Here is a 23,118-nt window from a genome sequence, read left to right as displayed (position 1 = left end):
TCCTCACACCGTTATGGATCCTAACGGAAAGTGAGTCAGGCTCAGGTTGATCAAAGGCTTCCTACCAAAGGGATCCCTCCTCAAAGATGCGTAAAACCTCCTATGACAATCTGGGTTTTTGCTGATACCAGATGCTTCAAAGCTCTTTTAAGCTAGACAATAATTAGATCAGTTGCTGTTAGGGTTCTGATAGTAATCGACCAGCGATATAGAGTTACCCCAGGTGCAGCCCCCTCCCATCCACACCTCTGATGATCGATTGACGAACTTTTCATCTCCGACTGTGCTGCTGGTGGATGATGACCCCTCGACACGGGTGTACTTGATGCATTTGTTGGTTCACGAAGGCTATCGAGTTGTGGAAGCAGAAGAAGGTGAACAGGCCCTCGTCCTCTACTCCCAGAGCCAGCCGCAAATCGTCCTGTTGGATGCCCTTATGCCGGGGATGGATGGATTTGAGTGTTGCCAGAAGTTACAGGTGTTGGATGCGGATCTACCCTGTTTGATGATCACTTCCCTGGAGGATCAAGCTTCTGTAGACAAAGCTTTTGCCGCTGGGGCAAGCGACTACATCACCAAACCCATCCACTGGCCGGTGATGCGACAACGAATTCACCACCTGCTCAAGGCCCGCCAAAACCTACTCAATGTGCGCCAGCAAGCGGCTCGTGAACAGGCTCTGAACCGTGTTATCCGAGCCATTCGCACCTCATTGGAGTTGGATAAAATCTTTTCGGTGGCCACTCGGGAAATTTGTCACTTGCTGGAGGCAGATCGGGTCAGCATTAGCCGCTATCAACCGCAGCAACAAGAGTGGTGCGTCATCTCCGAATATCAAACCCAAGCAGATGGCTACTTGGGCTGCTCGATTCCCGATTCTGACAACCGGATGGCGCAGCTCCTGAAGCAGGGGAAAGTAGTGACCCTTGAAACCGTCAGCCAGGCTAAAGACTGGATCTGCATCCCCTCTATGGCCAAAGCCTATCCCGGTAGCTGGCTGTTGGCACCTCTCTACGGTGGCAGCGGAAGCTCCGGTCGCGTCAGCGGGACGGAGTCCTTATCCGCCCCCCCTACCCTTTGGGGTAGCTTGTGCCTACAACTGAAAACCGCCCGTTCCGGCTGGTTGGCCACCAGTCACAATCTGATCTTGACCTTGGCGGATCACCTCTCGATTGCTATTCAGCAGGCGGAGCTGTTCCAGCAAATTCAGGAGCTCAACCACACTCTGGAAGAAAAAGTACAGGCCCGCACCGCCCAACTGGACCGACAGGTGCAGGAGTTACAGCGGCTAGATCACCTCAAAAACGATTTTCTCAGCACCGTGTCCCACGAGCTGCGCACCCCCCTTTCCAGCATCAAAATGGGGATCCGTTTGCTCAGCTCGGCGCTACTGCCCAGCAACGGGGTGGCCAAACCCCCCGACCCCGAAAAGGTGGCCCGTTACCTGGATGTTTTGAACAGAGAATGTGAGCGGGAAATCAAGTTGGTGGAGGATTTGCTGGAGTTACAGCGGCTGGAGGTGTTGATCGGATCGCAGCAACCCCACTGGCTAGATTTGAAAGAGTGGTTGCCGCCAATCACAGATCCATTCGCAGAAGTGGCCCGTAGCTACAATCAGCTCTTTAGCCTGGAGTATCCTCCCGATTTACCCCCCATCTGCACTTTGCCAGAGGTGCTGCGCGCGGTGCTGGCGGAATTGCTACAAAATGCCCACAAATTTACCCCGACTGACCAACTGATCAGCCTGAGTGTCCATAACCATCCGGATCACCTCGAGATCCAGATCCTCAACACCGGCGTGACCATCCCCCCACAAGAGCAAGAGCGGGTATTCGAGAAGTTTTATCGTGTGCCCAATCCGGATCCCTGGCGACAAGGGGGGACAGGGTTAGGGCTGGCCCTCGTTCAAAAGCGGATGAACCTGCTGCAAGGGAGCATTCACCTGAGCAGCGAAGCTGAGCACACCTGCTTTACTTTACGGTTACCTTGGGTGCTCTCTATTTCTGGCAAAGGCAAGCTAGCACAGCCTAAGGCGTAGGCGCCGGAGTGGCCGGTTCTGGAGAACCAGAAGATTCCGCTTCTTCTATCACTTCCTGTAACCGCACGCGGATCCGCTGATTGAGAACGGGGTTTTCGTTGGCCAGGGTCATCAGTTCGCGATATTGAGGCACCGTCAGTCCTTGCTCCTCAACGATGCGGCTGGCTTGGGCCTCGGTGCGCTGCATAATTTGCTCGTATTCATCTTCATCCTGAGTTTCCCGCAGTTGGGTGCTGGCTCGGCGAATCAAGGGATCCAGTTCCAGCAAAATGTTCACCAACTGCTCCACCTGGTCATCCGTGACCTGCTCTGCCGTCAGACTGGGCGTGGGAGAACCTGGGCCCGGCTGAGCTGGACTGGGGGTGGCGGCAGGGAGCGGCACCCCGGGAGAAGCAGGTGCAGTCGGGCTAGGCAGCGGGGTCGACTCTTGTGCCCAAACCGGCAGGGATCCCAGGCTGAGCCACAGACCCATCAGAAACGCCAATTTTCTCATACCCCAAACTCCCTATCCAAACTCCACAGCTAAACCTGGCCTGTAGCGGCCAAGCCAAGCCTGAAGCCAGACTAGCAAGATGTCCGTCCCCCGTCTAATCGGTTCAGCGCAGTGCTGGAAACGTATTGTAGAAATCGGGAGTTGGTTGTAAAGTCATGATGCTCTACCCGATCGCTGTGCGGCACCTGGGTGTGGCCCTACCCCACTTGGGCTGAGCAGCTCCACATTTGCAATCTTTTGCAATCTTTTGCAATCTTTACGATTCACTTAGCAGGCTCCGACCTAGCAGCAGCCCATTTGGGACTGGGTTTAGGTATATGTTCTGTTGAGTATCGATTTTTTTAATGTTAACTTAGAAACTCAGTCTGAAGAGGGTCTTCTGCACAGGCAGTTGATTTGCTTCACAGGGTGCTAATGCCACTGGTTCTTCACCCGGCTATCTTTACCTGATTTCGTCAGAGCCCTTTGTCGGCGCTCCTTTCAGGTGAGGGTCAGCTTGTTTTTGTTCGTCTAATGAACGATTTTCGAAAGGCTCTGCAGAGGCTCCGAAGGCACATTTCCACCTTCTTTCATCTAAAGTCGAGATGTTTGTTGTTTTGTAAAAAGTGGCAACAAAAAGGGGGTAGAAGTTATTGATTTTCTTAAGCAATGCTGATATATTTTGTGCGGTTGTTTAGTAATCCTTCTACAGGAGGCTTACATTGGTTAGGAGAAGAAAGCGTAAGAGTCGCCGCCGTTTGGAGGGGCGAAAAATTTTAGATCATATTCCTCAATTTAATTTGGATAGTGGTGAGGAGAAGTCGGTAACCGCTGCCCGGAAATATATTCAGGATCAGTCTATCCAGCCACCAGCACTCATCCTGGTTCGGCGAAACGAGCATACCATTGATCGATTTTTTTGGGCGGAGAAGGGACTGTTCGGGGCTCAGTATGTCGAGGAAAATCATTTCCTTTTCCCCAGCTTGCGAGCCTTACTAGCCGAGGTTGCAGCTGAGAAGCCTGAACGAAAAGCCTCCAAGACTCTTGCTACGGCTGCTCGATAAATTGACGCTCCTCATTCCCAGCAGGATGATTTTGACAAAGCAGCCCCCCTCTCTGGGGGGGTTGTTGCTAGCATTCTCAAAAGAATCTAGACCGTTCAGGCCCTTGACCTGAGCCGGTTCCTAGGATGGGTTGTTCTCAGACTCCGGTTGTGAGTCTTGTGGCACCGGAAGGGATCCGATCCGGAGAGTTTCCATGAGTCGATTGCCCCAAACCACTGCCCATGTACAAATTACCCGTTACTCCTGGCAGGAGGGTGCTATCGAGGGAGAAGTGAATGCCAATGGTTGGGTTTGGCACTTTTGCTGGTGTTTTCGAGCCGGGGAGCTCAAGGTCGAACCTTCTGTGGGCCGGGCCCTGATTCGAGAGCCCTTGAGCCGCTTTCTAGAAAAATCGGACTATTTGTTGGAGCCAGGCAGTAACTACTCGTTTGTGATTCGCAGCAGCCTCTAGAGGCTTTCCCCATCTCCAGCACTGTTGGAGCAGGTTCCGAGGGAAGGAACCTGTTAAAGTGACTGGCAAGATCGTGGATCCATAGGGATCCCCTAGAGTGGATGCGGTTGTGGGGAGGAGTCAAGATGACAGGGGCTGAGGCAAACGGCCTAAGGCGGGCATTCGGAGTATACGGTAGCCCCAAAATGGGCATATTGCTGCTGTTGGGCTTTTCTTCAGGGTTGCCGTTGTTGTTGATCAACACCACCTTGAATGCCTGGCTCACCCAAGCGGGCTTGACTACTATCGCCATTGGTTTGTTTAACCTGCTCAATTTGCCCTATTCCTTTAAGTTCCTGTGGTCCCCCTTTTTGGATCGGTTTTTGCTGCCCGCACCGGGATCCCTGCGGGGCAGTCGGCGGCGGGGGTGGATGGCTCTTACACAAGTGCTGTTGCTCCTTAGTTTGGGTTTGTTGGGTTTTCAAGATCCCACTCAAACCTGGCTAGAGGGATTGGGTTTAGAGGAGCTAGCCCAAACTTGGCCTGGTGTTACAGTACTGACCCGCCCAATTTTTGGGGTGGGGCTTTTGGTGGCTTTCTTTGGGGCTTCCCAGGATATTGCCGTGGATGCCTACCGTACTGATGTGTTGGAAGAGCGGGAGATGGGAGCAGGGGTGGCCATTTTTGTGTTTGGCTACCGCATGGCTTTGCTAGTGAGCAGTGGAGTGGGGTTGATCCTAGCGGACTATCTGCCCTGGTGGCAGGTGTACGGCATTATGGCGCTGCTGATGTCGATCGGGGTGGTCACCTCTTTTCTGGCTCCGGAACCGGAGAATAGCGCCCTGAAACCCACCTCTTTGCGAGCTGCCATCCTCGAGCCGTTTCAATCCTTTTGGCAACATCGCCTCGCTCTGGTGATCCTGCTGTTTGTGGTTTGCTTTAAGCTGCCGGATAGTCTGGCGGGACAAATGACCCCGACTTTTTTGTTGCAAACGGGGTTTAGCACCAGCGACCTGGGCATTATTCGCAGTTGGGTTGGCTTGTTTGCCACCTTGGCGGGGGCTTTTGTGGGGGGAGAGTTGGTGAGCCGCATCGGCACCTATCGCTGTCTGTTTATCTTTGCGGTCTTGCAAGGGATCGGCAATTTGGGCCTAGGGGCGATCGGGTTAGTGGGACAAAATTACCCGCTGCTGGTAGGGGCAACGATTTTTGACAATATGGCCGGGGGGATGGGCACTGCGGCCTTTTTGGCTTTTTTGATGAGTCTGTGTGATCGACAATTTAGCGCCACTCAGTATGCCTTGCTCACCAGCGTGTTTGCCGTCGGGGGAACTTTGGCAGGAGCTGTATCCGGTTATTTGGCTGCTGCGGTGAATTGGCCGATGTTTTATTTGATCACCGCGTTCACGGCTCTTCCAGCCATGATGTTTCTGCTCTGGATCGGGCCTTCCACCGGGATCCCTTTGGCAACTCCAGCCCTGGTTACCGAGAGCAGAGAACCACCGGCAGAGCCTGGGGAGTTCTAGGGAATAACGTCACCTGGGCTCCTCAACGCGAGGGAAAACCTATCACAAGGTCAGGTGCAGTGACTTGTCAGAGCATCGGGATTCTCCACGACTGGCCCTAAAGGGATCTGCTCCCTCTCAAACCAGTTCTTCACCGAGGTTGGCAACATAACGGTGAAGTGCAGCGGCGTCAGATAACCTTGAACTCAACACCAGTAGTTCTCGACCGTCCGCTGCCACGCAGTGTTAGCTGGCTTTCTCCACAGACCATCTCGGCTTATCCTTTACTAATATTAAAGCTCTTGGGCAAAGGCTAAGATACGCTGATATAGCTGAGGGCTGACGCGAAAACCGGCTTGGTTAATCAAGGCATCCATAACGGGTTGAACTTGAGGGATGAGGCTTCTTTGTTTAGCTACGAGCAGAACACCCAGGATACCAATGATAGACAGCCCAAGCCGAATAGCTTCTTGTCGTCCCAAGCGTTCATCAATGAGCAAATCATCGGCTTGTAGCTCAAATGCCAACGCAATAGCATTGGCTTCTCCGGCATCGAGTCCCCGTTCTTGTTGAAGCTGGTCGGCAAGTTCGGAGTTGGTGAGGAGTTGAGCTTGAATCCAGTTCAGTTGAAGAATGGCTGGAATGGTGGGATTGCTGGCGGCTGCGAGTTCGCTAGCAACAACGTCCGGAATAATAACGTTTTGGTAGAGGGCTTCTAGCAACCAGAGGTGACCGACAAGGGCAAGATTGGAAAGGGCAGAGGTATCGCTGACAACGATCATAGCCAGCCCCGATCTCGCAGGTGCTGAACATCTTGCTCAAAATCTTCCACATCGTAATGTACGCAAATGCCACGGTCTGCCAGCAGCTTTTGAAAGTCCATGAGTTCCATCCCAGCGATTTTGCTGGCGCGGCTGAGGGAAATCCGCTCTTGCTGAAATAGGGCAATAGCAATTTCACGAAGCCAGTCGCTTTGGTTAAAGGTTTCAGTTTGGCTGAGGCTATCAGGTAGGTTCAGAGTAATTTGCATAGGGTTGTCCTCACGCAATCACTTTTAATTTTAAGTCTGTGACTGGCATTGTGTACCTATCTTATTACCCTGAAGTCTATTTTTGCTCTGATCGGCAATTTTACGGGAAGAAGTGCAAAAACTTGGTGATGCCCCAGATAACGGGAACCAAGATTTTGGAAGTGCAGCATATTGAGATAACAAGCCCAATGTGAGTAAACCGTAACCGAGGGGCAAGGACGAAGAGCACTGGTCTCCGTCCACACCCAGTAATGCTTCAGAAATCAGCTAGAAATCGAGAGTTCTAACTATGTAGGTCAGTTTGTAGAGCGATCCGGATCCGGCGATGTCCTTGGTGCGTTCGCCACCTGCCTCGTAGTCGAAGATTTCTACGGTGCCAAGGTTGTCGTCGCTACCAAGGTCTTCATCATCGTAAAGAGTGATTCGGGTGACGGTATCAAATGCAAGAACCAGGTTTAGCGGAACCTCGTTGCCTGTTGATATTGAAAAATATCCATCATCTCTATTTGGCCAAATCTGACGACCATCCTGTTGCATCTTCACTTCGTCAGTCAAATTATCTTGGGGATTTTCGCATCTCAACCTTATAATTTTTACCGCAGCAGCAGCCATCGCTTTCCTCCTATTAGGTACAAGCTAACGTTCCGGCCGAGCGGCTGTAAGCAACTTTAGTTAAAAACAACCAATGTTGTCAGTCCGCTCCAGTCGGGTTGTTAGCTAAGATTATCTCTGACTGAGAAATAGCTTTGTAGGTAGTGTAAAGTGAGCCGTTTCGTTTCGGTCACTAGACGTTGCCGAAACGATTTTTCCTGCCCAAGGGCAAGCCATAGTAATGTACCAATTGCTTTGACCAGTACAAAGGCGATCGCCTCATAGTCAGCCCGGTCTAGCGCTGCATTGCGATGAGATAGGGACAGGATCATATCCTCCATCAGTTCAGCGTCGGCCTCCGCTTCGATGGCATCCAGTTCGGGCATCGTCCCCTGCACTTCCATAAAAATGGCGTAGTAGCCGGGATGCTCGCTGAAAAATTGATCGGTGATATCAATGATCCGATCCACGTAGATAGGCAGTGGCAGCTGCGCCATATCAACCGGATCGAGTGCTGACAGTCGCTGGTGCAGCAGCTCGCCGTAGCGCAGGGCCAACGCCTGCAAAATGGCGGCCTTGTCCGGGAAGAACTGATAGAGCGACCCGATCGACACCTTGGCACCCTTAGCGATCGCATTGGTGGTGGTGGCTCCGTAGCCCTCGGTCATAAACAACTCTGCCGCCACATCGAGAATGCGGTTGACCCGCTCCTGACTGCGAACTTGGCGCGGCTGGCGGCGCATGCCAGTCGGGTTTACTGAGCTTGCATCCATTGAGAAACATACTTTTCGGATAATACGTGATATCAATTCTCTAAATACCCGCTACACATAGAGAATCGACAATCCAATCCCACTGAGTCAGCGATCGCAGCGACTCAGCCGACAAACCCACTGGCTGATGGCGTGCTGGAGTTGGCCAACATCATCAAAGTGAACCCAAGCTAGCTCCCGCTTGAGTTCCCGCCAGACCCGCTCAATGGGATTGACCTCAGGGCAATAAGGCGGCTGAAACACCAAGATGACATTGTCCGCTATCGTCAGGTTCTGAGCCGTATGGGCTGCGGCATTATCCACCTGAATCAGATGTAAATCATCGGGGAACTGAGCCGCAAAGCTGTGCAAAAACGCCTCAAAACAACAACTGTCGAGATGAGAAAACTCGACCATCCACGAGGCACCGCTCAGCGGTTCCACGAGACCGTACAGCCACCGATACACAAACTCCCATTGAATTGAACCCATCGGCTGCACCCCAAAGCCCGTCAACTTGCGATGTTGAACCGTCAGCAGTCCGACGCGGCTCTCATCGCTGCACCAATAGCGGATTCGCCTCCTGTAGCGTTGTCTCAAGGCTGGCGGAAGCGACTGGCTGATCTGGGCTGCAAGGTTTGCTTAAAGGATTCGCACGCCCCAGGAGTCTGCTTCTTTGACACCGGACGGGGCACTTTGAGCTTCGCTTTGAGCCGATAGCGCACCGTCTTATGCACCGTCTTGTAGGGCACCCGTTGACCATGCACCGCTGCGAGCCACTGCTGCACCGCTCCATAACTGCTAAAGCCTTCTGGATCTTGCAGTTCCCGCTCTAAAGATGCCAGGACTTCACCGCTAATCGCTCGCGGTCGTCCACTGCGAGATGCTACCTCCACCAACCCTTCGAGTCCACTCTGTCGATACTGGCTCAGCCACCGAGACACGGTCGTGCGATGGCAACCGCTCAGTTGGGCTAACTGCTCAACACGCTTCGCTTGTCCTGTTTTGAGCCACCACAACACCTGTACTTTACGGCGCTGTGATGACCGTTGCTGTTGTTCCAAGACGGCTTTTAGTTCTTCTGCTGTTTCAGCGATATCGATTTTGAGGACTCCACTCATGGCGGTTAGCTCTAACGTCTTCTTATATGTAGCAAATCTTCGGAGATTTGATATTAGGCCTACCGCAACTTGCCCGCCCCAGCACTGAGCAAAAAATAAGGATCCCTACCACAGCAGGGATCCCATTCTTTAATCAAGATTGAATTGAGCAATCGCCACCTACAACACCGTATCCCGGCGAACCGAGAGATTCTGAATGCGGGTATCTTCCGCTGCCGGGGTATCGGGATCCGTAAATACGCCAATTTGCTGTAGATATAGGCTCAGAGCATTTTGTTCGCTGCCGGGGGTATCGAAGGTGATACCAGATCTGGGAGCCAGATCCACCTGATTGATATTCGAGAAGCTTTTGAAGGGATAGTCATCCCCACCGTTGGCCAAGAAGCCTAGTGTCACCATACGGAAGGTGCGGTTGGGATCCCCTTGCACCTGGCCATTTTGCACCACAACATCCCGCCCAGTGGGGGTATCGACCCGCAGCGAGAGCACCCGGGATCCCGGCGGACGAGAAGGATCGAAACTGAAGGCAAAACCACCAATTTGCGGGAAGCGCCCGGGCGTCGCACCCGGCTGAGTTTGAGCCACCCCATGCTCGGCCACCTGTTTCAGCTCACTAGCAGTCACCGTCAAGAGAGACAGACCATTATTGAAGGCCAGGGAACTCTCAATATCCAACTGGGAGATTTGCCCAGACTGCTTGCCCGCATCCGGGTTGGCCAGGGGAGGGATCCGTTGCACCGGCTCACCACCGCCACCACCCGTGGTCGCTCCAATCGGAGCGCGAATACCACCGCCATTCTTGAGGGAGATTACCGTGCTGGGGTCAATGGTTTTGGCGTAGGCCAAGTTGGCATCGGCAGTTAAGTTACCCAGGTTGGTTTCTTCAGTACGCACCTCAGCCCGCAACCCATTCAAGAAATTGGTGGTGGAGCCAAAGGTACGGCCATCCTTAGCACGGATGATATTGCCGATATCGTTGGCAACCCGTAGCACATCGGGATTGGGGGTGCCTCCCACCGCTGCTACCCCTTGGTCATCGGTGGCATAGGCCCCGCTGAGGGGATCCACAGCACTGATCACCCCATTAGCATCAAAGCTAACCACCAAGCGACCGACATAGCGGTAGTTGGAAGCCGCATTCACCACCGCCACTGGCTGCCCACTGGGAGAGATGCGCAAAATAGGGTAGTCACCGGTGCGGCGATCCGGCAGATCCGTGCGCAAGCGATCTTGGGGCTTAGCGAGCACACGGTGGGATCCGCCCGCGATAATGACATCCACATTCCGCAATTGGCTGGCCAAGTTCACTTCGTTTTGAAGCTGCTGCAAGTGGGCCAGCAGAAAGATCTTGTTAATGCCCTGAGCGGTTAGCTCATCGACAAAAGGCTGCAACACAAAAGCATTCACTTGGTCGGTCTCGTCAAAGCTGCCCTCAATGGTGACCTCAGGCCCAGGGCTAGAAATCCCTGCCAGACGAGTGGTGGTGGCCCCCACCAGGCCAATTCGCTCTCCACCCACCGTAATCACAGCGGTTTTGGCAATTTTGCCACGAATAGAGCTGGCCTCCTGGCCATTGGCAGTCAGATCAGAGCTGGACAGCTCCCCGGTGCCACTAAAGCTAAGGTTGGCACTCAGATAAGGAAAGCGAGCCCCAGCATAGCCACGCCCACTGTCGGGACGAATCAGGTCGCGGATTTGGCGAGTGCCCTGGTCAAACTCGTGGTTACCAAAGGCGGAAGCCTCAAATCCAATGGCATTGAGGATTTCGATATCCGCCTTGCCGGGAGTGCGGTTATACCGGCTGTCAAGAGAGGGATCCGTGCTGGCGTTGTAGAAGGGACTGGGAATATAGTTGTCGCCGCTAGAGAGCACTACCGTATTGGGAAATTGGGGGCGCAGGGCGTTCACCACCGCTGAAAAACGAGGGGCATCCTGCACCGCCGCCAAAGAGGCTTCTAGGTCGCTAGCATGCAGCACTTGCAGGGTAAAGGCCGGCGGCTGAGTCGATAAGACCACACCGGGATCCGTACCGATAAAGCCTGCACCGCCGCCGGTAGCCACTGAGCTACTACCGCTGCTACCACAGGCACTGGCCCAGCTGAGCAGGACACACAAAAGACCGATCCATAGGGATCTGGCCAAAGGGTTAAAACCGACCCAGACCCATCCCTTTTCAGAGGGAGATCGGGGCGCGAGACGAGATGCTTTCATAGCGATTGGTTCACTCCATCCACAAGACAAGGCGCGTTCGCGTTCACGCTACCAGGCTTGGGGTAGAGGTTTTGCTATGGCAAGTTTAAGCTTGGATCAAGCTGAGGTTAAGCTTCCCGTTCATGGACTTCGGGATCCCAGCCATACTGCTGCAAATCCACCCGCTCTTCTGAGTTAAAAGGGATCCCTTCCGCCTCCAAAAGAACTTTTTGCAGGTCATCTTGGCCCATGCGAAACGGCGAGTAAGAAATGCGTCCTTGGGCATTGATCACCCGTTGCCAGGGAATATCCGTCTCTTCCCCTTGCAGCCGAAACAGGGCATAACCCACCTGCCGCGCGTAACCGGGATAACCCGCCAGACGGGCCACTTGTCCGTAGGTTGCCACCCGTCCAGCCGGGATCCGCCGAACAACATCATAAAAACGCTGGTAGAGATTAATAGAGGGCGGTTGGGGAAGCACCTGCTGCTCCGCATCGTCTGCACGAAGGGGATTTTAGCCTTTAAGGACACCAGCATTGTTGGTTGTAGGAAACCCGTGCAAGAGCTGTATTCAAACTTGGCCGAGAATGGAAGGAGCCGTCCTAGGGTAAAGAAGCCATGAGCTATTTGATCGCAGTATTGCCGGATCGCATCGCTGCCGAGGCTGCCTATGGCGCCCTGGAAAAGGCAGGATTTTCTCTAAGTCAGCTCAATCTTTTGGGAAGAGGCTACAAAACTGCCGATGACTTTGGCCTGATCGATCCAGCCCGGTCAGCCCGTCAGCTGATGAATCGTATGGCGGTTTGGTTGGTGCCCTTTGGCTTTTTAGCGGGGATCGGGTTTAGCATTTTGAGTGGGTTAGAGACCTTTGCTTGGGCGGGATCCGTTGGCAACCACCTAATTGGTGGACTGTTGGGTGGGGCAGCAGCGGCCATGGGAAGTTTTTTTGTGGGGGGCGGGGTGGGCCTGAGCAGTGGTTCGGGAGATGCTTTGGCCTATCGCAACCGATTGAACGCGGGCAAATATTTGCTCGTTCTGCAGGAAGATGCCGATGTCCGCCTCCGAGAGGCAACTCGCATTTTGCGGCAATTCGAGCCGGAGACTCTACAGGGCTACACCGAGCGCCCTTGAAGATCCTGAGATCTCTCAACGATACATCTAATCTCAGCCCACCCAGAGAGGGGAAGTTCACCGAATGTCATCGGCGGTGACGGCCAGCTGTGATAGGGTTGCGATTGCTCTTAGGGTTTAGGGATCCAACAGAACCCAACTCCAGAGCCAGCGGTTCCGGCGGGGAGCAGCCGTCGGAGGTGAGGGGGAAAGTACGGTGCAAGACCGTCGCTGTCCCGCAGCTGTGAAGGGTGATTTCACCCCAGCCAGAATGCCCGCCGTCTGTTGCAGCTAACGCAATTTCTATTCTGCGAGGTACAGAAGTATGTCTCCATTTTGGCAGGGATCCCTGGCGGGATCTCGCGGTTCTTTTGGTTTGTGGGCCAGACCCTTCCTCAAGATTGTTGGGCTCGGGGTGGGATCCCTATTGGCCCTATCTTGCTTGGCCCCGGCGTTCGCCCACCATGCCTTCGGTGGGGAGATCCCGCAGGTGTGGTGGCAGGGGTTCCTATCGGGGTTGGCTCACCCGCTGATTGGGTTGGATCATCTGGCTTTTATTGTGGCCATTGGGCTGATTTCCGCCGGTCAAAACTGGCGCTACGGGATCCCGTTGGGGTTTGTGCTGGCGGCTCTGGGGGGAACGGCGCTCCACATTGCCGGTATCGATCTGGGGCTAACGGAACTGGGCATTGCCGCTTCGGTCGTGATCTTCGGGCTGCTGCTGGTACAGACGCGGCAGGTGCAGGGGTGGGTGCTGCTGCTGTTCGGATCCCTGGCGGGGTTGTTTCATGGCTATGCCTACGCCGAGGTGATCATCGGGGCGGGATTGATGCCTTTGCTGTCCTATTTGATTGGGTTCACAATCACCCAGTACGGGATCGCGCTGGTGAGTTTGTTGGGGGCGGAGTTTTGGGGATCCCGTTTTCCTGGGCTGAGGCGCTGGGCAGGATGGGGCATTACGCTGGTGGGGTCGGTGTTTCTGACCTTGGCGGTGGTGGGCTAACGGCATGCACTCAATCTGCTGCTCTCTTGCGCTGGGGATCCCTAATCCAGTACAAGGATAACGGTGAAGATCTGTAACAACGAGGGGAAGACACATGGAGCGCACCTTTATCGCCATCAAACCGGACGGTGTGCAGCGGGGCTTGGTGGGCACCATCATTCAACGTCTGGAAAGCCGAGGCTACCAATTGGTGGGCATGAAGCTGCTGCAGGTGAGCCAAGAGCTGGCGGAAACCCACTATGCCGAGCACAAAGAGCGGCCCTTCTTCCCCGGCTTGGTTCAGTTCATCACCTCTGGGCCGGTGGTGGCGATGGTTTGGGAAGGCAAGGGCGTGGTAGCTGCCGCCCGCAAGCTGATCGGCAAGACCAACCCCCTCGATTCAGAACCGGGCACGATTCGTGGCGACTTCGGCATTGATATTGGCCGGAATATCATCCACGGCTCCGATGGGGTGGAAACCGCCCAACGAGAGATCGCCCTCTGGTTTAGCGACTCAGAACTGGTGAGCTGGACGAGTATCGCCCAAAGCTGGATCTACGAATAGCCTCAAGCCCCAGGTTCATACCGCGATCACCAACCGTGCCCACTAAGGCGCACTAAAATAGATCAGCGCCCTGGCACAAGGCTTGAACCCTCCTTTGAGGCGAACGGCTTCTCCTGACTCACCCTTTATGAATCGATTGGACACTGCCCCTCTCATCCCATCCGCCCCAACCTCTAAATCCATTGCCATCCTGCACCTAGGCTGTGAGAAAAACCGGGTGGATACGGAGCATATGCTGGGCTTACTGGCTACGGCGGGCTATCGGGTCGATGGGGACGAAGAGACTGCAGATTATGTCATCGTCAACACCTGCAGTTTCATTGAGGCGGCGCGGCGCGAGTCGGTCAGCACCCTGATGGAGTTAGCGGTACAGGGCAAAAAGATTGTCATCTCCGGTTGCTTGGCCCAGCACTTTCAACAGGAACTCTTGGATGAGATCCCGGAAGCAGTCGCTCTGGTGGGCACCGGCGATTATCACCAGATCGTGCAGGTGATCAAACGGGTAGAGCGGGGGGAACGGGTGAATGCCGTCACCGCCGATCTGGACTATATTGCCGACGAAACGGTTCCACGCTACCGCACCACCCATGCTCCGGTGGCCTATTTACGGGTGGCGGAGGGCTGTGATTATCGCTGTGCTTTCTGCATCATTCCTCATCTGCGGGGCAACCAACGCTCCCGTTCCATTGACTCAATTGTGCGGGAAGCGGAACAACTGGCGGCCGAAGGGGTGCAAGAGTTGATCTTGATCTCCCAAATCACCACCAATTACGGCCTAGACCTGTACGGAGAACCGCGGCTGGCCGAATTGATCCGTGCTCTAGGGGAAATCGACATTCCTTGGATCCGCATGCTCTACGCCTACCCCACCGGCTTGACCCCCAAGGTGTTGGAGGCGATTCAGGAAACCCCCAACTTCTTGCCCTACCTGGATTTGCCCCTGCAACACAGCCATCCAGAGGTGCTCAAGGGCATGAATCGCCCCTGGCAAGGGCAGGTGAACGACCGGGTAATTGAGCGGTTGCGCCAGGTGCTGCCTCAGGCGGTGCTGCGAACCACGTTCATTGTGGGGTTCCCAGGGGAAACGGAAGCGCATTTTGGGCATCTGTTGGAGTTTGTGCAGCGTCATCAATTCGACCATGTCGGGGTTTTTACTTTCTCTCCAGAGGAGGGCACCCCCGCCTATGATCGTCCCGATCCAATCCCAGAGTCTGTGAAACAAGAGCGTCGGGAGCGGCTCATGCAGGTGCAACAGGGGATCGCCTTCCGACGTAACCGTGAGCAGGTGGGCCGAATCGTGCCTGTACTCTTGGAGCAGGAAAACCCCCAAACCGGAGAGTGGATGGGTCGTTCCCCCCGCTTTGCCCCTGAGGTGGATGGGGTGATGTATGTGCGGGGCGGAGGATCCCTGGGATCCCTGGTGCCGGTCCAAATTACCCGTGCCGAACCCTATGACTTGTTTGGCCAAGTGGTGGCTGCCCCAGAGGAGTTTAGTTGGAGTGGGCGGTAGCACGTCCGTGGATGGGCGGTCGGGAGATCAATGGATCAGCCTTTTGGAGATTAGCCTTTTAGCCTACACTGCTAGTGCGTTAACTTCTGTCCCAATGGAAGGATTTCCGCAGGCGAAAGGGGCTCAGCGAAAGAGGAACCGGGAATGGCCACACAAGATGAATTGAAGCAAGCTGCCGCTCGGGCTGCCGCCAATAAGGTGCAATCTGGCATGGTGGTGGGTTTGGGTACGGGATCCACCGCCGCTTTTGCGGTCAGTGCCCTGGCTGAGCGGATGCAGACGGAGGGGCTGCAGCTGATCGGGGTGCCCACCTCGGTTCGTACAGCCGAACAAGCTCGTTCCCTCGGGATCCCGTTGGCCACTTTAGAAGAGCAACCCCATTTGGATATGGCCATCGATGGGGCTGATGAAATCGAGATCGGATCTTTGAATTTGATCAAGGGGGCCGGTGGGGCCTTGCTGCGGGAAAAGTTGGTGGAGGCCAGCGCCGCAGCGCTGATCATCATCGCCGATGCCTCGAAAAAAGTGACCCAGTTGGGTACTCGATTTGCCCTGCCGGTGGAAGTGGTGCGGTTTGGGTGGAAAGCCACCTTTGCCCGCGTGGAGGCGATTGGGTGTACCCCGGTGCTGCGACTGAATGAGAAAGGGGATCCCTACCTAACGGACGAGCAGCACTACATTCTCGATTGCCAGTTTGGCCCCATGACGGATCCTGCCCAGATTGCCGATCAACTGAAGGGCACGGTTGGGGTGGTAGAGCATGGCCTGTTCATCGGCATGGCCAAAGAAGCCATCATCGCGCTCCAGGATGGGATCGAAAGCTTGGTTCCCTCTTGAGTGTTCTTGGCGCAACAGGAAAGGCTAGGCCCAACTTTATCCCAAAACATTGAACGACATTCGCAGCACCTCCACGCCCAGGGGCTTAGCCATCGCTCCAGCCTATTTTGTATTTTGTATAGAATGGTAGGGAATATCTAGGTATGGTGGCTATCCCGGTGCAATTGTGGGTTGGATCCCTAATGCTGGATGAGTAGAACGGGATCCTAGAGAATCCCTGCTCCATTCGGTGAATTTGCCATTTCAAGCCCGGTCGTCTTTTCGCTTCTTCATCTAGCCTTTCGGTGGGGATTCGAGTAAGGATAGAGGAAGTGAGGAGTGTGGCTCACCTGTGGGTGAGGGTGGTTAATCATGAATCGCGTTCAGGGGTTGGGGCATTTGCCCAATTCGCCCGGGGCCTCGTTTGGGAAAGATAGTCTAGCGTTTCAGACAGAGAGAGCAGGCAGCTTCTGGTTGCGGGCTAGTAAGTTTGGGTTTCCGCCAATCTCCAGTCTGTAGGAGAGGATGAGTCGGATCATGCCACGACGGGTTCCTTCTACGCCGCCAACTCTGCCTGTTTTGGGTGCCCTAGTACTGGCTCTCTCTGCTTGTGGCAATCTCTCTTCTTCGACCCTGCCCCCCAGTGTTGTTCCGCCCTCAGCTCTACAACCGGTTTTAACCCCCAGCCCATCTCCGCCTGCGGCGGATGCTCTGACTCTGCAACAAGCCCGTCAGGCCGGTTTATCGGTGCCAGACAACCGCATTGTGCTGTTGCTCCAAGAACAGGGATCCGACTTGGTGGCACAGCTACCGGCCTCAGAAGTGGATCGTTGGCTGGCTCGCACCTCTGAGTGGCCGGGGGTAGAAGGGATCGACCTGAGCATTACCCGGGGCTCCTATCGCCAAACCGCCACTGCCACCCTGCGCCAAGGGCAGCCTGCCACCTTCACCTTTACCCATCCCCCCGCTGGGGAAGCGGAGCTAAGTGCCATCGCCTATCGAGGCTCGACCACTCTGGCGCAAGGGAAGGGATCCCTGACCCTTTCTGCTCGGCCCAGCGGTTCTGGCGGCAGTACCAACAACAGTGCCAGTCGCCGCCTTTCCCTGTTGGTGCTCTCCGAGGTGGAAGTGCCTTTACTCCATGCCAGATCTCCAGAGGTGACTCCGGGGCAACCGTTGCTGCTCTCAGGGGAAAATCTGGAACGGGTGGAAGCAGTTCTCTTTGCTCCGGTCACCAGCCCCAATCGACCCTTAAGGGGAGAGATCCGCTCCCGCAGCGATGGCCGCCTGACGGTGATGCCCCCTTCTTCCCTGTCGGGTTCTGTCTGGGTGGCCCTTGCAGATGCTTCAGGGCAGGGCCTGGGCACGCTCGTCCTTGATTGGCCGGTGGCGACGCCTTCCCCCAGTCCCTCTCCCACACCCACCGCCACAGTAACGCCAGCTTGGATCGTAGAAACCTTACCGATCAGCAGTACTTCCATTGCCAACGCTGAAACAGAATCCCCAATCTCGGTGCAAGAGATCGGCGGCATTGCCGTGGATCCTGAGGGGTATCTTTACTTGACGGATGCAGCCCAAAACTTGATCTTTCGTCTCTCTCCCGAGGGAGAGCTGAAAGTTTGGGCAGGTACCGGCACAGCTGGCTACCAGGATGGGGCAGCTGATCAGGCACAATTCGACGCGCCTCAAGGGCTGCTCTGGGATCCCGAGGGGGGGTTGTGGGTGGCCGACAGTGGCAACCATTGCCTACGCCATATCGACAGACAGCAACAAGTCACTACCTTTGCTGGCACCTGTGTGGCCGGATACCGGGATGGGGATCCCACTCAGGCCCAATTTCGTGCGCCATTTGGGCTAGCGCTGGGGCCAGATGGCAGCCTTTATGTTGCGGATCGGGCTGACCACCGCATCCGCCGCATCACCGCTGAAGGGGAAGTCACGACTGTGGCCGGTACGGGGCAGGCGGGATCCGCGGATGGCACGGCAGAGCAAGCGCAGTTGTCTCAACCAACAGCCATTGCCGTGGAAGCCAACGGACGGGTTTGGATCGCGGATCAAGGCAACCATCGCATTCGGGTGTTATCGCCCGGCGGGCAACTGACCACCTTATCGGGGCAAGAGGCGGGCTATGCGGATGGCCCTCTGACGGAGGCCCGCTTTCAGTTCCCTAGTGGGCTGGCCTTTGATGCCACCGGGATCCTCTGGGTGGCCGATCGAGAGAATCATCGCATTCGTCGCCTCAATCCCAGAGGGCAAGTCTCTACCTTGGCAGGCCAAAATGAGCCCGGCTGGCAGGATGGCCCCGCTGCTCAGGCCCGCTTTGAACAGCCCTCGGTTCTGGCTCTGTTGCCGGATGGCAGTGTAGTGGTGGCGGATGCCGGATTGCCAGGATTGCGCCGCTTAAGCCTTGCCCCCACGGTACCAGCCACTCCCGCGCCGGTGGGAGCCCTGTAGGATATTGCTGCCTGCCTACGACCTGATTGCAACCGAGGGCTCTTGCTATGCTGCCGTTGCCCAGCTTCCGTTCCCGCGATTCCTCGACTTCCTCTTCTCAGCAAACCCTCAAAGATCAAGTGTCGCGACTGCTGCAGGAACCTGGATTGGAGTTTTTGTTGATGGGGTTGATCGTGGCTTCAGTCCTGCTCGTCGTGGCAGAAGCGGAACTGAACCGCACAGGGCTAGGTCAGCCTTTGCAGCGGTTGGGGGATGGGATCAACGGCCTGTTCGTGCTGGAGTTGTCGCTACGTTACTGGACGGCCCATCGCAAAGCCCGGTTTTTTCAGAACTACTGGCTGGATATTCTCTCGGTGGTGCCGCTGTGGCGGGGGCTGCGCCTGTTACGGTTGTTGCGCCTGCTGCGCTTGGGTATTCTCCTGAATCGTCGCCTCGCCCGGCGGGCTGGCCCCCTGTCCACCAGTCTCAGTTTGCAGATCGGCATTTTCCTGGTGATTGGGCTGATCCTCATTGGCGGCACCCTGGCCATTTACCAATTTGAAGGGGATCCTGCCGGTAGCTTTTCCAACCTGAATGAAGCCTTTTGGTGGAGCGTCTTCACCATGATTGCGGCAGAACCAATCGGAGCCGAAGCCAGCACCGGCGCAGGACGGCTGGTGACGCTGGTGGTGACCCTGAGCGGTTTGACCATGTTTGCGGTCTTGACGGGGATTGTCTCGGCAGTGATGATCGAGCGGCTGAGGGAGGCTCTTGAGGTACGCCTGATGGAGTTGGATGAGCTACGCGGGCACATCGTCATTTGTGGCTGGAATCGCAGCGGGCATTTGGTGATCGAGGAGTTGCAATCGGATGCAAAGCTGCGGGATTGCCCGATCGTGATCGTGGCGGAATTTGTAGAAACCCCGGAGCGGGATCTGCGCAAGGTCGATCGCTCCCAGCTCTACTTTCATACAGGGGACTATACCGCTTTGGACGTACTGGAGAGCATTGGCATTCGACAGGCTAGCCAGGCCATCTTGCTGGCGGATTCTACACGCCCCCGTAGTGACCAAGACCGCGATGCCCGCACTGTGCTGGCCGCCCTGACGATCGAGAAGCTCAACCCCAGCATTCACACCTGTGCCCAATTGCTGGATCGCAAGAACGATGTGCAAATGCGGGTCGCCGGGGTAGAAGATGTGGTCGTCGGCGACGAAATGACCAGCCACCTGATCGCCACCTCCACCCGCAACCGTGGCCTTACAGATATCCTGTCGGAATTGCTCACGGTGCAGATCGGCAACCAATTTTATAAAGTGCCTTTGCCGAAAACATGGGCGGGACTCACCTTTGCCCAGGGATCCCTGCGAGCCAAACAGGACTTTGATGGCATCTTGCTCGCCCTAGAACGCCGCCAAGGGGGATCCCGCACTTCCTTGGTCAATCCCCCGGCAGATACCGAGCTTTTGGAGGACGACTTGATCGTGGTGATCGCTCGACAGGCTCCCCGCGTCTAGGTCTTCTAGGTCTAGAGTTGAGCTTGAGATCCGCCCCTACAGCGGTTCTGGATCGTGCTCTGCATGACCCGAAGGATCATCCCCTCGCGCGAAACCCGGATCCCACGATTCGCTCGGCTACCACCGCATGACCCGAAGGATCATCCCCTCGCGGCAGGCTAGCGCTAATATCTTCACAGTCTTCAAAGCAATGTCCGCACATCGACGATCTTGCCACTGACCGCCGCCGCCGCTACCATGGCTGGACTCATCAACAGCGTGCGTCCGCTGGCGGATCCCTGGCGCCCCTTAAAATTGCGGTTCGACGAAGAGGCGCTGAGTTGCCGACCCACCAATTTGTCGGGGTTCATCGCTAAACACATGGAGCAGCCGGGATCCCGCCACTCAAATCCTGCCGCCTCAAAGATCTCTTGTAAGCCTTCCTGCTCCGCCTGCTGCTTTACCCGTTCCGACCCGGGCACCACAAAAGCCTTCACCCCCGCTGCCACCTGCCGACCTTTGGCGATCTTGGCGGCCTCCCGCAGGTCACTCAAGCGGCCATTGGTACAACTGCCGATGAAGCACACATCCACCGGCGTACCCAAAATCGGCTGGCCGGGTTCTAGATCCATGTAGGCATAGGCTTCTTGGGCCAAAACCCGCTCACTTTCCGACAGCTTCTCCGGCGCAGGGATCCGCTCATCCACCCCGATCCCCTGGCCGGGGGTAATCCCCCAGGTGACCGTTGGAGCAATATCGGCAGCGTCAAAGACCACCCGGTCATCATACACAGCATCGCTATCGCTAGCCAGACCCTGCCACCAAGCTACTGCCTCCTCCCAAGCAGCGCCCTGAGGGGCAAAGTCTCGTCCCTGTAAATACTCAAAAGTCACTGCATCCGGGTTGACATAGCCACAGCGAGCCCCCCCCTCAATCGACATATTGCAGAGGGTCATGCGCTCTTCCATGTTCATCTGCTCAATGGCGCTGCCCCCATACTCGTAGGCATAGCCGACGCCGCCCTTGACCCCCAACTTGCGGATGATATGCAAGATCACATCTTTGGCGTAAACCCCAGGGCCGAGGCGACCGTTCACCTCAATGCGGCGCACCTTCAACTTAGACAGAGTAAGGGTTTGGCTGGCCAACACATCCCGTACCTGGCTGGTGCCAATGCCAAAAGCAATCGCGCCAAAGGCTCCGTGGGTAGAAGTATGGCTGTCCCCACAGGCAATGGTCATCCCCGGTTGTGTCAGGCCTTGCTCCGGGGCAATAACGTGGACGACCCCTTGTCTACCGGAGCCGCTGTTGTAGAAGCGAATGCCGTAGTCCTGACAGTTGCGCTCCAACTCCTGAATCATCGCTTCTGCCAAGGGATCCGCAAAAGGACGGGCCACATTCTCGGTGGGAATGATGTGATCGACGGTGGCGACGGTACGCTCCGGGAAGAGAACGGGCAGATGGCGTTCCCGCAGCATGGCAAAAGCTTGAGGACTGGTGACTTCGTGGATTAGGTGCAGGCCGATGAACAGTTGTGTCTGCCCGGAGGGCAAAATGCGCACCGTATGGGCATCCCACACCTTATCGAATAACGTCCTCTCGCTCATCCTCCCCCTCTCCTCTAGACCCCAGGCAGATTTCTGATAGATTTCCAATGTCATCTTCGGCTGGGAGCTTGTCAAGCCGAATGGAGTATGGGACAGGGCAAACGTATACTCATCGCATACTCATCAGGCCAACAAGAGGGAGAGATAGTCTTTGGCCATCCCGCTTTGAGCGGAGGAAGAGAGAGAAGCTGGGGGATTCTTCCCTTTTTGGTCAAACATGGCTTCGGGGTTGGGTTGAGGAAAGGGGCTAGAGTGGAGAAGCCAAGCCACCATACCTCTGATCTCGCTTGAGAGTCGTTTGAGATTTATGTCCGCCCCATCCATTCCCCTGCTTGGGCAATCTTTATCCACACTAAAAGACTGGGCCATTGCCCAAGGTCAACCTGCCTATCGTGGGCAACAACTCCACGACTGGGTTTACCAAAAAGGGATCCGCTCTCTGGAGCAGGTGACGGTGTTTCCCAAAGGGTGGCGGGAGAAGCTGCAGAACTACCCGGTGGGGCGATCCCAGATGGTGCAACGGACGGAAGCCCGAGATGGCACGGTGAAATATCTGCTGGGGTTGAGGGATGGGCAGTTGATCGAAACGGTGGGGATCCCGACCAGCAAGCGTCTGACGGTGTGTGTCTCCTCTCAGGTGGGCTGCCCCATGGCCTGCAACTTCTGTGCCACAGGCAAAATGGGTTATCGTCGCAACCTGGAGCTGCATGAAATTTTGGATCAGGTTTTGACGGTGCAGGAGGATTTTGGCCGCCGCGTTAGCCATATTGTGTTTATGGGCATGGGAGAACCTCTGCTCAACCGCGATACGGTCGTGCAAGCTATTCGCAGTCTTAACCAAGATATGGGCATCGGCCAGCGGCACATCACCCTATCTACCGTCGGTGTTCCCCGCCAAATTCCCTGGCTAGCCCAGCAAGATTTGCACATCACCTTGGCCGTCAGTCTCCATGCCCCTAACCAGGATCTGCGGCAACAGTTGATCCCGTCGGCAGTCCACTATCCATTGGAGTCTTTAATCCAGGATTGCCGAGACTATATGCTCAGCAGCCGGCGGCGGGTGAGTTTTGAGTACACCTTGCTGGGGGGGGTTAATGATCTGCCAGTCCATGCCCGGCAATTGGCGGAACTGTTGCGCAGCGCCAGTCAGTCAGGGGTACAGCTGCATGTGAACTTGATCCCTTACAACCCCATCTCCGAGGCCGACTATCAACGCCCTCACCCGACACGGGTCGAAGAGTTTGTCCGACAGCTAGAGCAACACCATGTGCGGGCCAGTGTGCGCCAAACCCGGGGCTTAGATGGCAATGCCGCCTGTGGCCAACTGCGGGGATCCTTTCTGCAAAATCGCCCCGTCTCGGTGGCCACTCCCTAGTTATCGGCAGCGATTGGGCCCGCTCAGCCG

Annotated in this window: 22 protein-coding genes and 1 riboswitch; of the genes, 12 read left to right on the top strand and 10 right to left on the bottom strand. The window is 55.8% G+C overall.

Features of this window, described 5'->3' with window-relative positions; genetic code table 11:
• The first annotated feature begins 259 nt into the window (after positions 1-259).
• Positions 260-2,038 (top strand): response regulator, encoded by a 1,779-nt coding sequence (locus L1047_RS09760; protein WP_235278664.1) that lies wholly within the window; start codon positions 260-262, stop codon positions 2,036-2,038.
• Here the strand turns inward: L1047_RS09760 and L1047_RS09755 are convergent.
• Positions 2,028-2,531, bottom strand: coding sequence for a DUF4168 domain-containing protein (locus L1047_RS09755; RefSeq protein WP_235278663.1), 504 nt, complete (start codon positions 2,529-2,531; stop codon positions 2,028-2,030). The genes L1047_RS09760 and L1047_RS09755 overlap by 11 nt on opposite strands.
• Positions 2,532-3,232: 701 nt before the next feature.
• Here L1047_RS09755 and L1047_RS09750 point away from each other — a divergent pair.
• The 3 genes from L1047_RS09750 (at position 3,233) to L1047_RS09740 (ending at position 5,530) form a co-directional block, all read left to right on the top strand.
• Complete coding sequence (locus tag L1047_RS09750; protein WP_235278662.1) at positions 3,233-3,574, top strand: DUF3155 domain-containing protein; 342 nt, start codon at positions 3,233-3,235, stop codon at positions 3,572-3,574.
• A 193-nt stretch (positions 3,575-3,767) separates the two neighbouring features.
• Positions 3,768-4,025 (top strand): DUF3146 family protein, encoded by a 258-nt coding sequence (locus L1047_RS09745; protein WP_235278661.1) that lies wholly within the window; start codon positions 3,768-3,770, stop codon positions 4,023-4,025.
• 185 nt (positions 4,026-4,210) lie between these two features.
• Positions 4,211-5,530 carry an AmpG family muropeptide MFS transporter gene (locus L1047_RS09740; RefSeq protein ID WP_235278660.1) on the top strand — a complete coding sequence of 440 codons (1,320 nt, stop codon included), beginning with the start codon at positions 4,211-4,213 and terminating at the stop codon, positions 5,528-5,530.
• A 272-nt stretch (positions 5,531-5,802) separates the two neighbouring features.
• Here L1047_RS09740 and L1047_RS09735 read toward each other — a convergent pair whose 3' ends face one another.
• The 8 genes from L1047_RS09735 to L1047_RS09700 all read right to left on the bottom strand — a co-directional run bounded on the left by L1047_RS09735 (position 5,803) and on the right by L1047_RS09700 (position 11,675).
• Positions 5,803-6,291, bottom strand: a complete 489-nt coding sequence (locus L1047_RS09735) for a DUF3368 domain-containing protein (protein WP_235278659.1) — start codon at positions 6,289-6,291, stop codon at positions 5,803-5,805.
• Positions 6,288-6,539 carry a UPF0175 family protein gene (locus L1047_RS09730; RefSeq protein ID WP_443081690.1) on the bottom strand — a complete coding sequence of 84 codons (252 nt, stop codon included), beginning with the start codon at positions 6,537-6,539 and terminating at the stop codon, positions 6,288-6,290. Before L1047_RS09730 ends, L1047_RS09735 begins: the two co-directional genes overlap by 4 nt.
• Before the next feature lie 267 nt (positions 6,540-6,806).
• A complete protein-coding gene (locus L1047_RS09725) occupies positions 6,807-7,151 on the bottom strand; it encodes a hypothetical protein (RefSeq protein WP_235278657.1) in 345 nt (114 codons plus the stop codon).
• 101 nt (positions 7,152-7,252) lie between these two features.
• Positions 7,253-7,903, bottom strand: a complete 651-nt coding sequence (locus L1047_RS09720; protein ID WP_235278656.1) for a TetR/AcrR family transcriptional regulator — start codon at positions 7,901-7,903, stop codon at positions 7,253-7,255.
• 87 nt (positions 7,904-7,990) lie between these two features.
• A complete protein-coding gene (locus L1047_RS09715; RefSeq protein ID WP_235278655.1) occupies positions 7,991-8,482 on the bottom strand; it encodes an IS630 family transposase in 492 nt (163 codons plus the stop codon).
• Positions 8,479-9,003 carry a helix-turn-helix domain-containing protein gene (locus tag L1047_RS09710; protein WP_235278654.1) on the bottom strand — a complete coding sequence of 175 codons (525 nt, stop codon included), beginning with the start codon at positions 9,001-9,003 and terminating at the stop codon, positions 8,479-8,481. The genes L1047_RS09715 and L1047_RS09710 overlap by 4 nt, the downstream gene beginning before the upstream one ends.
• A gap of 159 nt (positions 9,004-9,162) precedes the next feature.
• Positions 9,163-11,118: a bifunctional metallophosphatase/5'-nucleotidase gene (locus tag L1047_RS09705; RefSeq protein ID WP_235278653.1), complete on the bottom strand. Its 1,956-nt coding sequence runs from the start codon at positions 11,116-11,118 to the stop codon at positions 9,163-9,165.
• A 203-nt stretch (positions 11,119-11,321) separates the two neighbouring features.
• The gene (locus tag L1047_RS09700) at positions 11,322-11,675 is read right to left on the bottom strand and encodes an MGMT family protein (RefSeq protein WP_235278652.1); all 354 of its coding nucleotides are present in this window, start codon (positions 11,673-11,675) and stop codon (positions 11,322-11,324) included.
• A gap of 137 nt (positions 11,676-11,812) precedes the next feature.
• On the opposite strand from L1047_RS09700, the gene L1047_RS09695 reads away from it, so the two are divergent.
• From L1047_RS09695 to L1047_RS09665, 7 genes are all read left to right on the top strand, one after another.
• On the top strand, positions 11,813-12,325 hold the full coding sequence (locus tag L1047_RS09695) for a hypothetical protein (protein ID WP_235278651.1): 513 nt from the start codon (positions 11,813-11,815) through the stop codon (positions 12,323-12,325).
• A gap of 134 nt (positions 12,326-12,459) precedes the next feature.
• A riboswitch (cobalamin riboswitch) is annotated at positions 12,460-12,602 on the top strand.
• A 27-nt stretch (positions 12,603-12,629) separates the two neighbouring features.
• A complete protein-coding gene (locus L1047_RS09690) occupies positions 12,630-13,307 on the top strand; it encodes a HupE/UreJ family protein (protein ID WP_235278650.1) in 678 nt (225 codons plus the stop codon).
• Between the two features lie 94 nt (positions 13,308-13,401).
• Positions 13,402-13,851: a nucleoside-diphosphate kinase gene (gene ndk / locus L1047_RS09685; protein WP_235278649.1), complete on the top strand. Its 450-nt coding sequence runs from the start codon at positions 13,402-13,404 to the stop codon at positions 13,849-13,851.
• Between the two features lie 127 nt (positions 13,852-13,978).
• Positions 13,979-15,361, top strand: a complete 1,383-nt coding sequence (rimO, locus tag L1047_RS09680; protein ID WP_235278648.1) for a 30S ribosomal protein S12 methylthiotransferase RimO — start codon at positions 13,979-13,981, stop codon at positions 15,359-15,361.
• Positions 15,362-15,505: 144 nt separating this feature from the next.
• Positions 15,506-16,198 carry a ribose 5-phosphate isomerase A gene (rpiA, locus tag L1047_RS09675; RefSeq protein WP_235278647.1) on the top strand — a complete coding sequence of 231 codons (693 nt, stop codon included), beginning with the start codon at positions 15,506-15,508 and terminating at the stop codon, positions 16,196-16,198.
• A gap of 516 nt (positions 16,199-16,714) precedes the next feature.
• Positions 16,715-18,631, top strand: a complete 1,917-nt coding sequence (locus L1047_RS09670; RefSeq protein WP_235278646.1) for an NHL repeat-containing protein — start codon at positions 16,715-16,717, stop codon at positions 18,629-18,631.
• Between the two features lie 47 nt (positions 18,632-18,678).
• Positions 18,679-20,127: an ion transporter gene (locus L1047_RS09665; RefSeq protein WP_235278645.1), complete on the top strand. Its 1,449-nt coding sequence runs from the start codon at positions 18,679-18,681 to the stop codon at positions 20,125-20,127.
• A gap of 182 nt (positions 20,128-20,309) precedes the next feature.
• Here L1047_RS09665 and leuC read toward each other — a convergent pair whose 3' ends face one another.
• Positions 20,310-21,713 (bottom strand): 3-isopropylmalate dehydratase large subunit, encoded by a 1,404-nt coding sequence (gene leuC / locus L1047_RS09660; RefSeq protein WP_235278644.1) that lies wholly within the window; start codon positions 21,711-21,713, stop codon positions 20,310-20,312.
• A 307-nt stretch (positions 21,714-22,020) separates the two neighbouring features.
• Here leuC and rlmN point away from each other — a divergent pair, with 307 nt between their 5' ends.
• Positions 22,021-23,088 (top strand): 23S rRNA (adenine(2503)-C(2))-methyltransferase RlmN, encoded by a 1,068-nt coding sequence (rlmN, locus tag L1047_RS09655; RefSeq protein ID WP_235278643.1) that lies wholly within the window; start codon positions 22,021-22,023, stop codon positions 23,086-23,088.
• Positions 23,089-23,118 lie beyond the last annotated feature (30 nt).

The sequence above is a fragment of the Synechococcus sp. Nb3U1 genome, from assembly GCF_021533835.1.
GTDB lineage: Bacteria > Cyanobacteriota > Cyanobacteriia > Thermostichales > Thermostichaceae > Thermostichus.
The sequence above is the reverse complement of the archived record's forward strand: the minus strand, read 5'-3'. Positions and strand labels throughout refer to the sequence as shown.

Bases quoted from the DNA above. Each gene is read 5' to 3' on its own strand.
- L1047_RS09755 (WP_235278663.1), bottom strand. From the start codon at position 2,531: ATGAGAAAATTGGCGTTTCTGATGGGTCTGTGGCTCAGCCTGGGATCC.
- L1047_RS09745 (WP_235278661.1), top strand. From the start codon at position 3,768: ATGAGTCGATTGCCCCAAACCACTGCCCATGTACAAATTACCCGTTAC.
- L1047_RS09740 (WP_235278660.1), top strand. From the start codon at position 4,211: ATGGGCATATTGCTGCTGTTGGGCTTTTCTTCAGGGTTGCCGTTGTTG.
- L1047_RS09735 (WP_235278659.1), bottom strand. From the start codon at position 6,291: ATGATCGTTGTCAGCGATACCTCTGCCCTTTCCAATCTTGCCCTTGTC.
- L1047_RS09730 (WP_443081690.1), bottom strand. From the start codon at position 6,539: ATGCAAATTACTCTGAACCTACCTGATAGCCTCAGCCAAACTGAAACC.
- L1047_RS09725 (WP_235278657.1), bottom strand. From the start codon at position 7,151: ATGGCTGCTGCTGCGGTAAAAATTATAAGGTTGAGATGCGAAAATCCC.
- L1047_RS09720 (WP_235278656.1), bottom strand. From the start codon at position 7,903: ATGGATGCAAGCTCAGTAAACCCGACTGGCATGCGCCGCCAGCCGCGC.
- L1047_RS09710 (WP_235278654.1), bottom strand. From the start codon at position 9,003: ATGAGTGGAGTCCTCAAAATCGATATCGCTGAAACAGCAGAAGAACTA.
- L1047_RS09695 (WP_235278651.1), top strand. From the start codon at position 11,813: ATGAGCTATTTGATCGCAGTATTGCCGGATCGCATCGCTGCCGAGGCT.
- L1047_RS09690 (WP_235278650.1), top strand. From the start codon at position 12,630: ATGTCTCCATTTTGGCAGGGATCCCTGGCGGGATCTCGCGGTTCTTTT.
- ndk (WP_235278649.1), top strand. From the start codon at position 13,402: ATGGAGCGCACCTTTATCGCCATCAAACCGGACGGTGTGCAGCGGGGC.
- rimO (WP_235278648.1), top strand. From the start codon at position 13,979: ATGAATCGATTGGACACTGCCCCTCTCATCCCATCCGCCCCAACCTCT.
- rpiA (WP_235278647.1), top strand. From the start codon at position 15,506: ATGGCCACACAAGATGAATTGAAGCAAGCTGCCGCTCGGGCTGCCGCC.
- L1047_RS09670 (WP_235278646.1), top strand. From the start codon at position 16,715: ATGCCACGACGGGTTCCTTCTACGCCGCCAACTCTGCCTGTTTTGGGT.
- L1047_RS09665 (WP_235278645.1), top strand. From the start codon at position 18,679: ATGCTGCCGTTGCCCAGCTTCCGTTCCCGCGATTCCTCGACTTCCTCT.
- leuC (WP_235278644.1), bottom strand. From the start codon at position 21,713: ATGAGCGAGAGGACGTTATTCGATAAGGTGTGGGATGCCCATACGGTG.
- rlmN (WP_235278643.1), top strand. From the start codon at position 22,021: ATGTCCGCCCCATCCATTCCCCTGCTTGGGCAATCTTTATCCACACTA.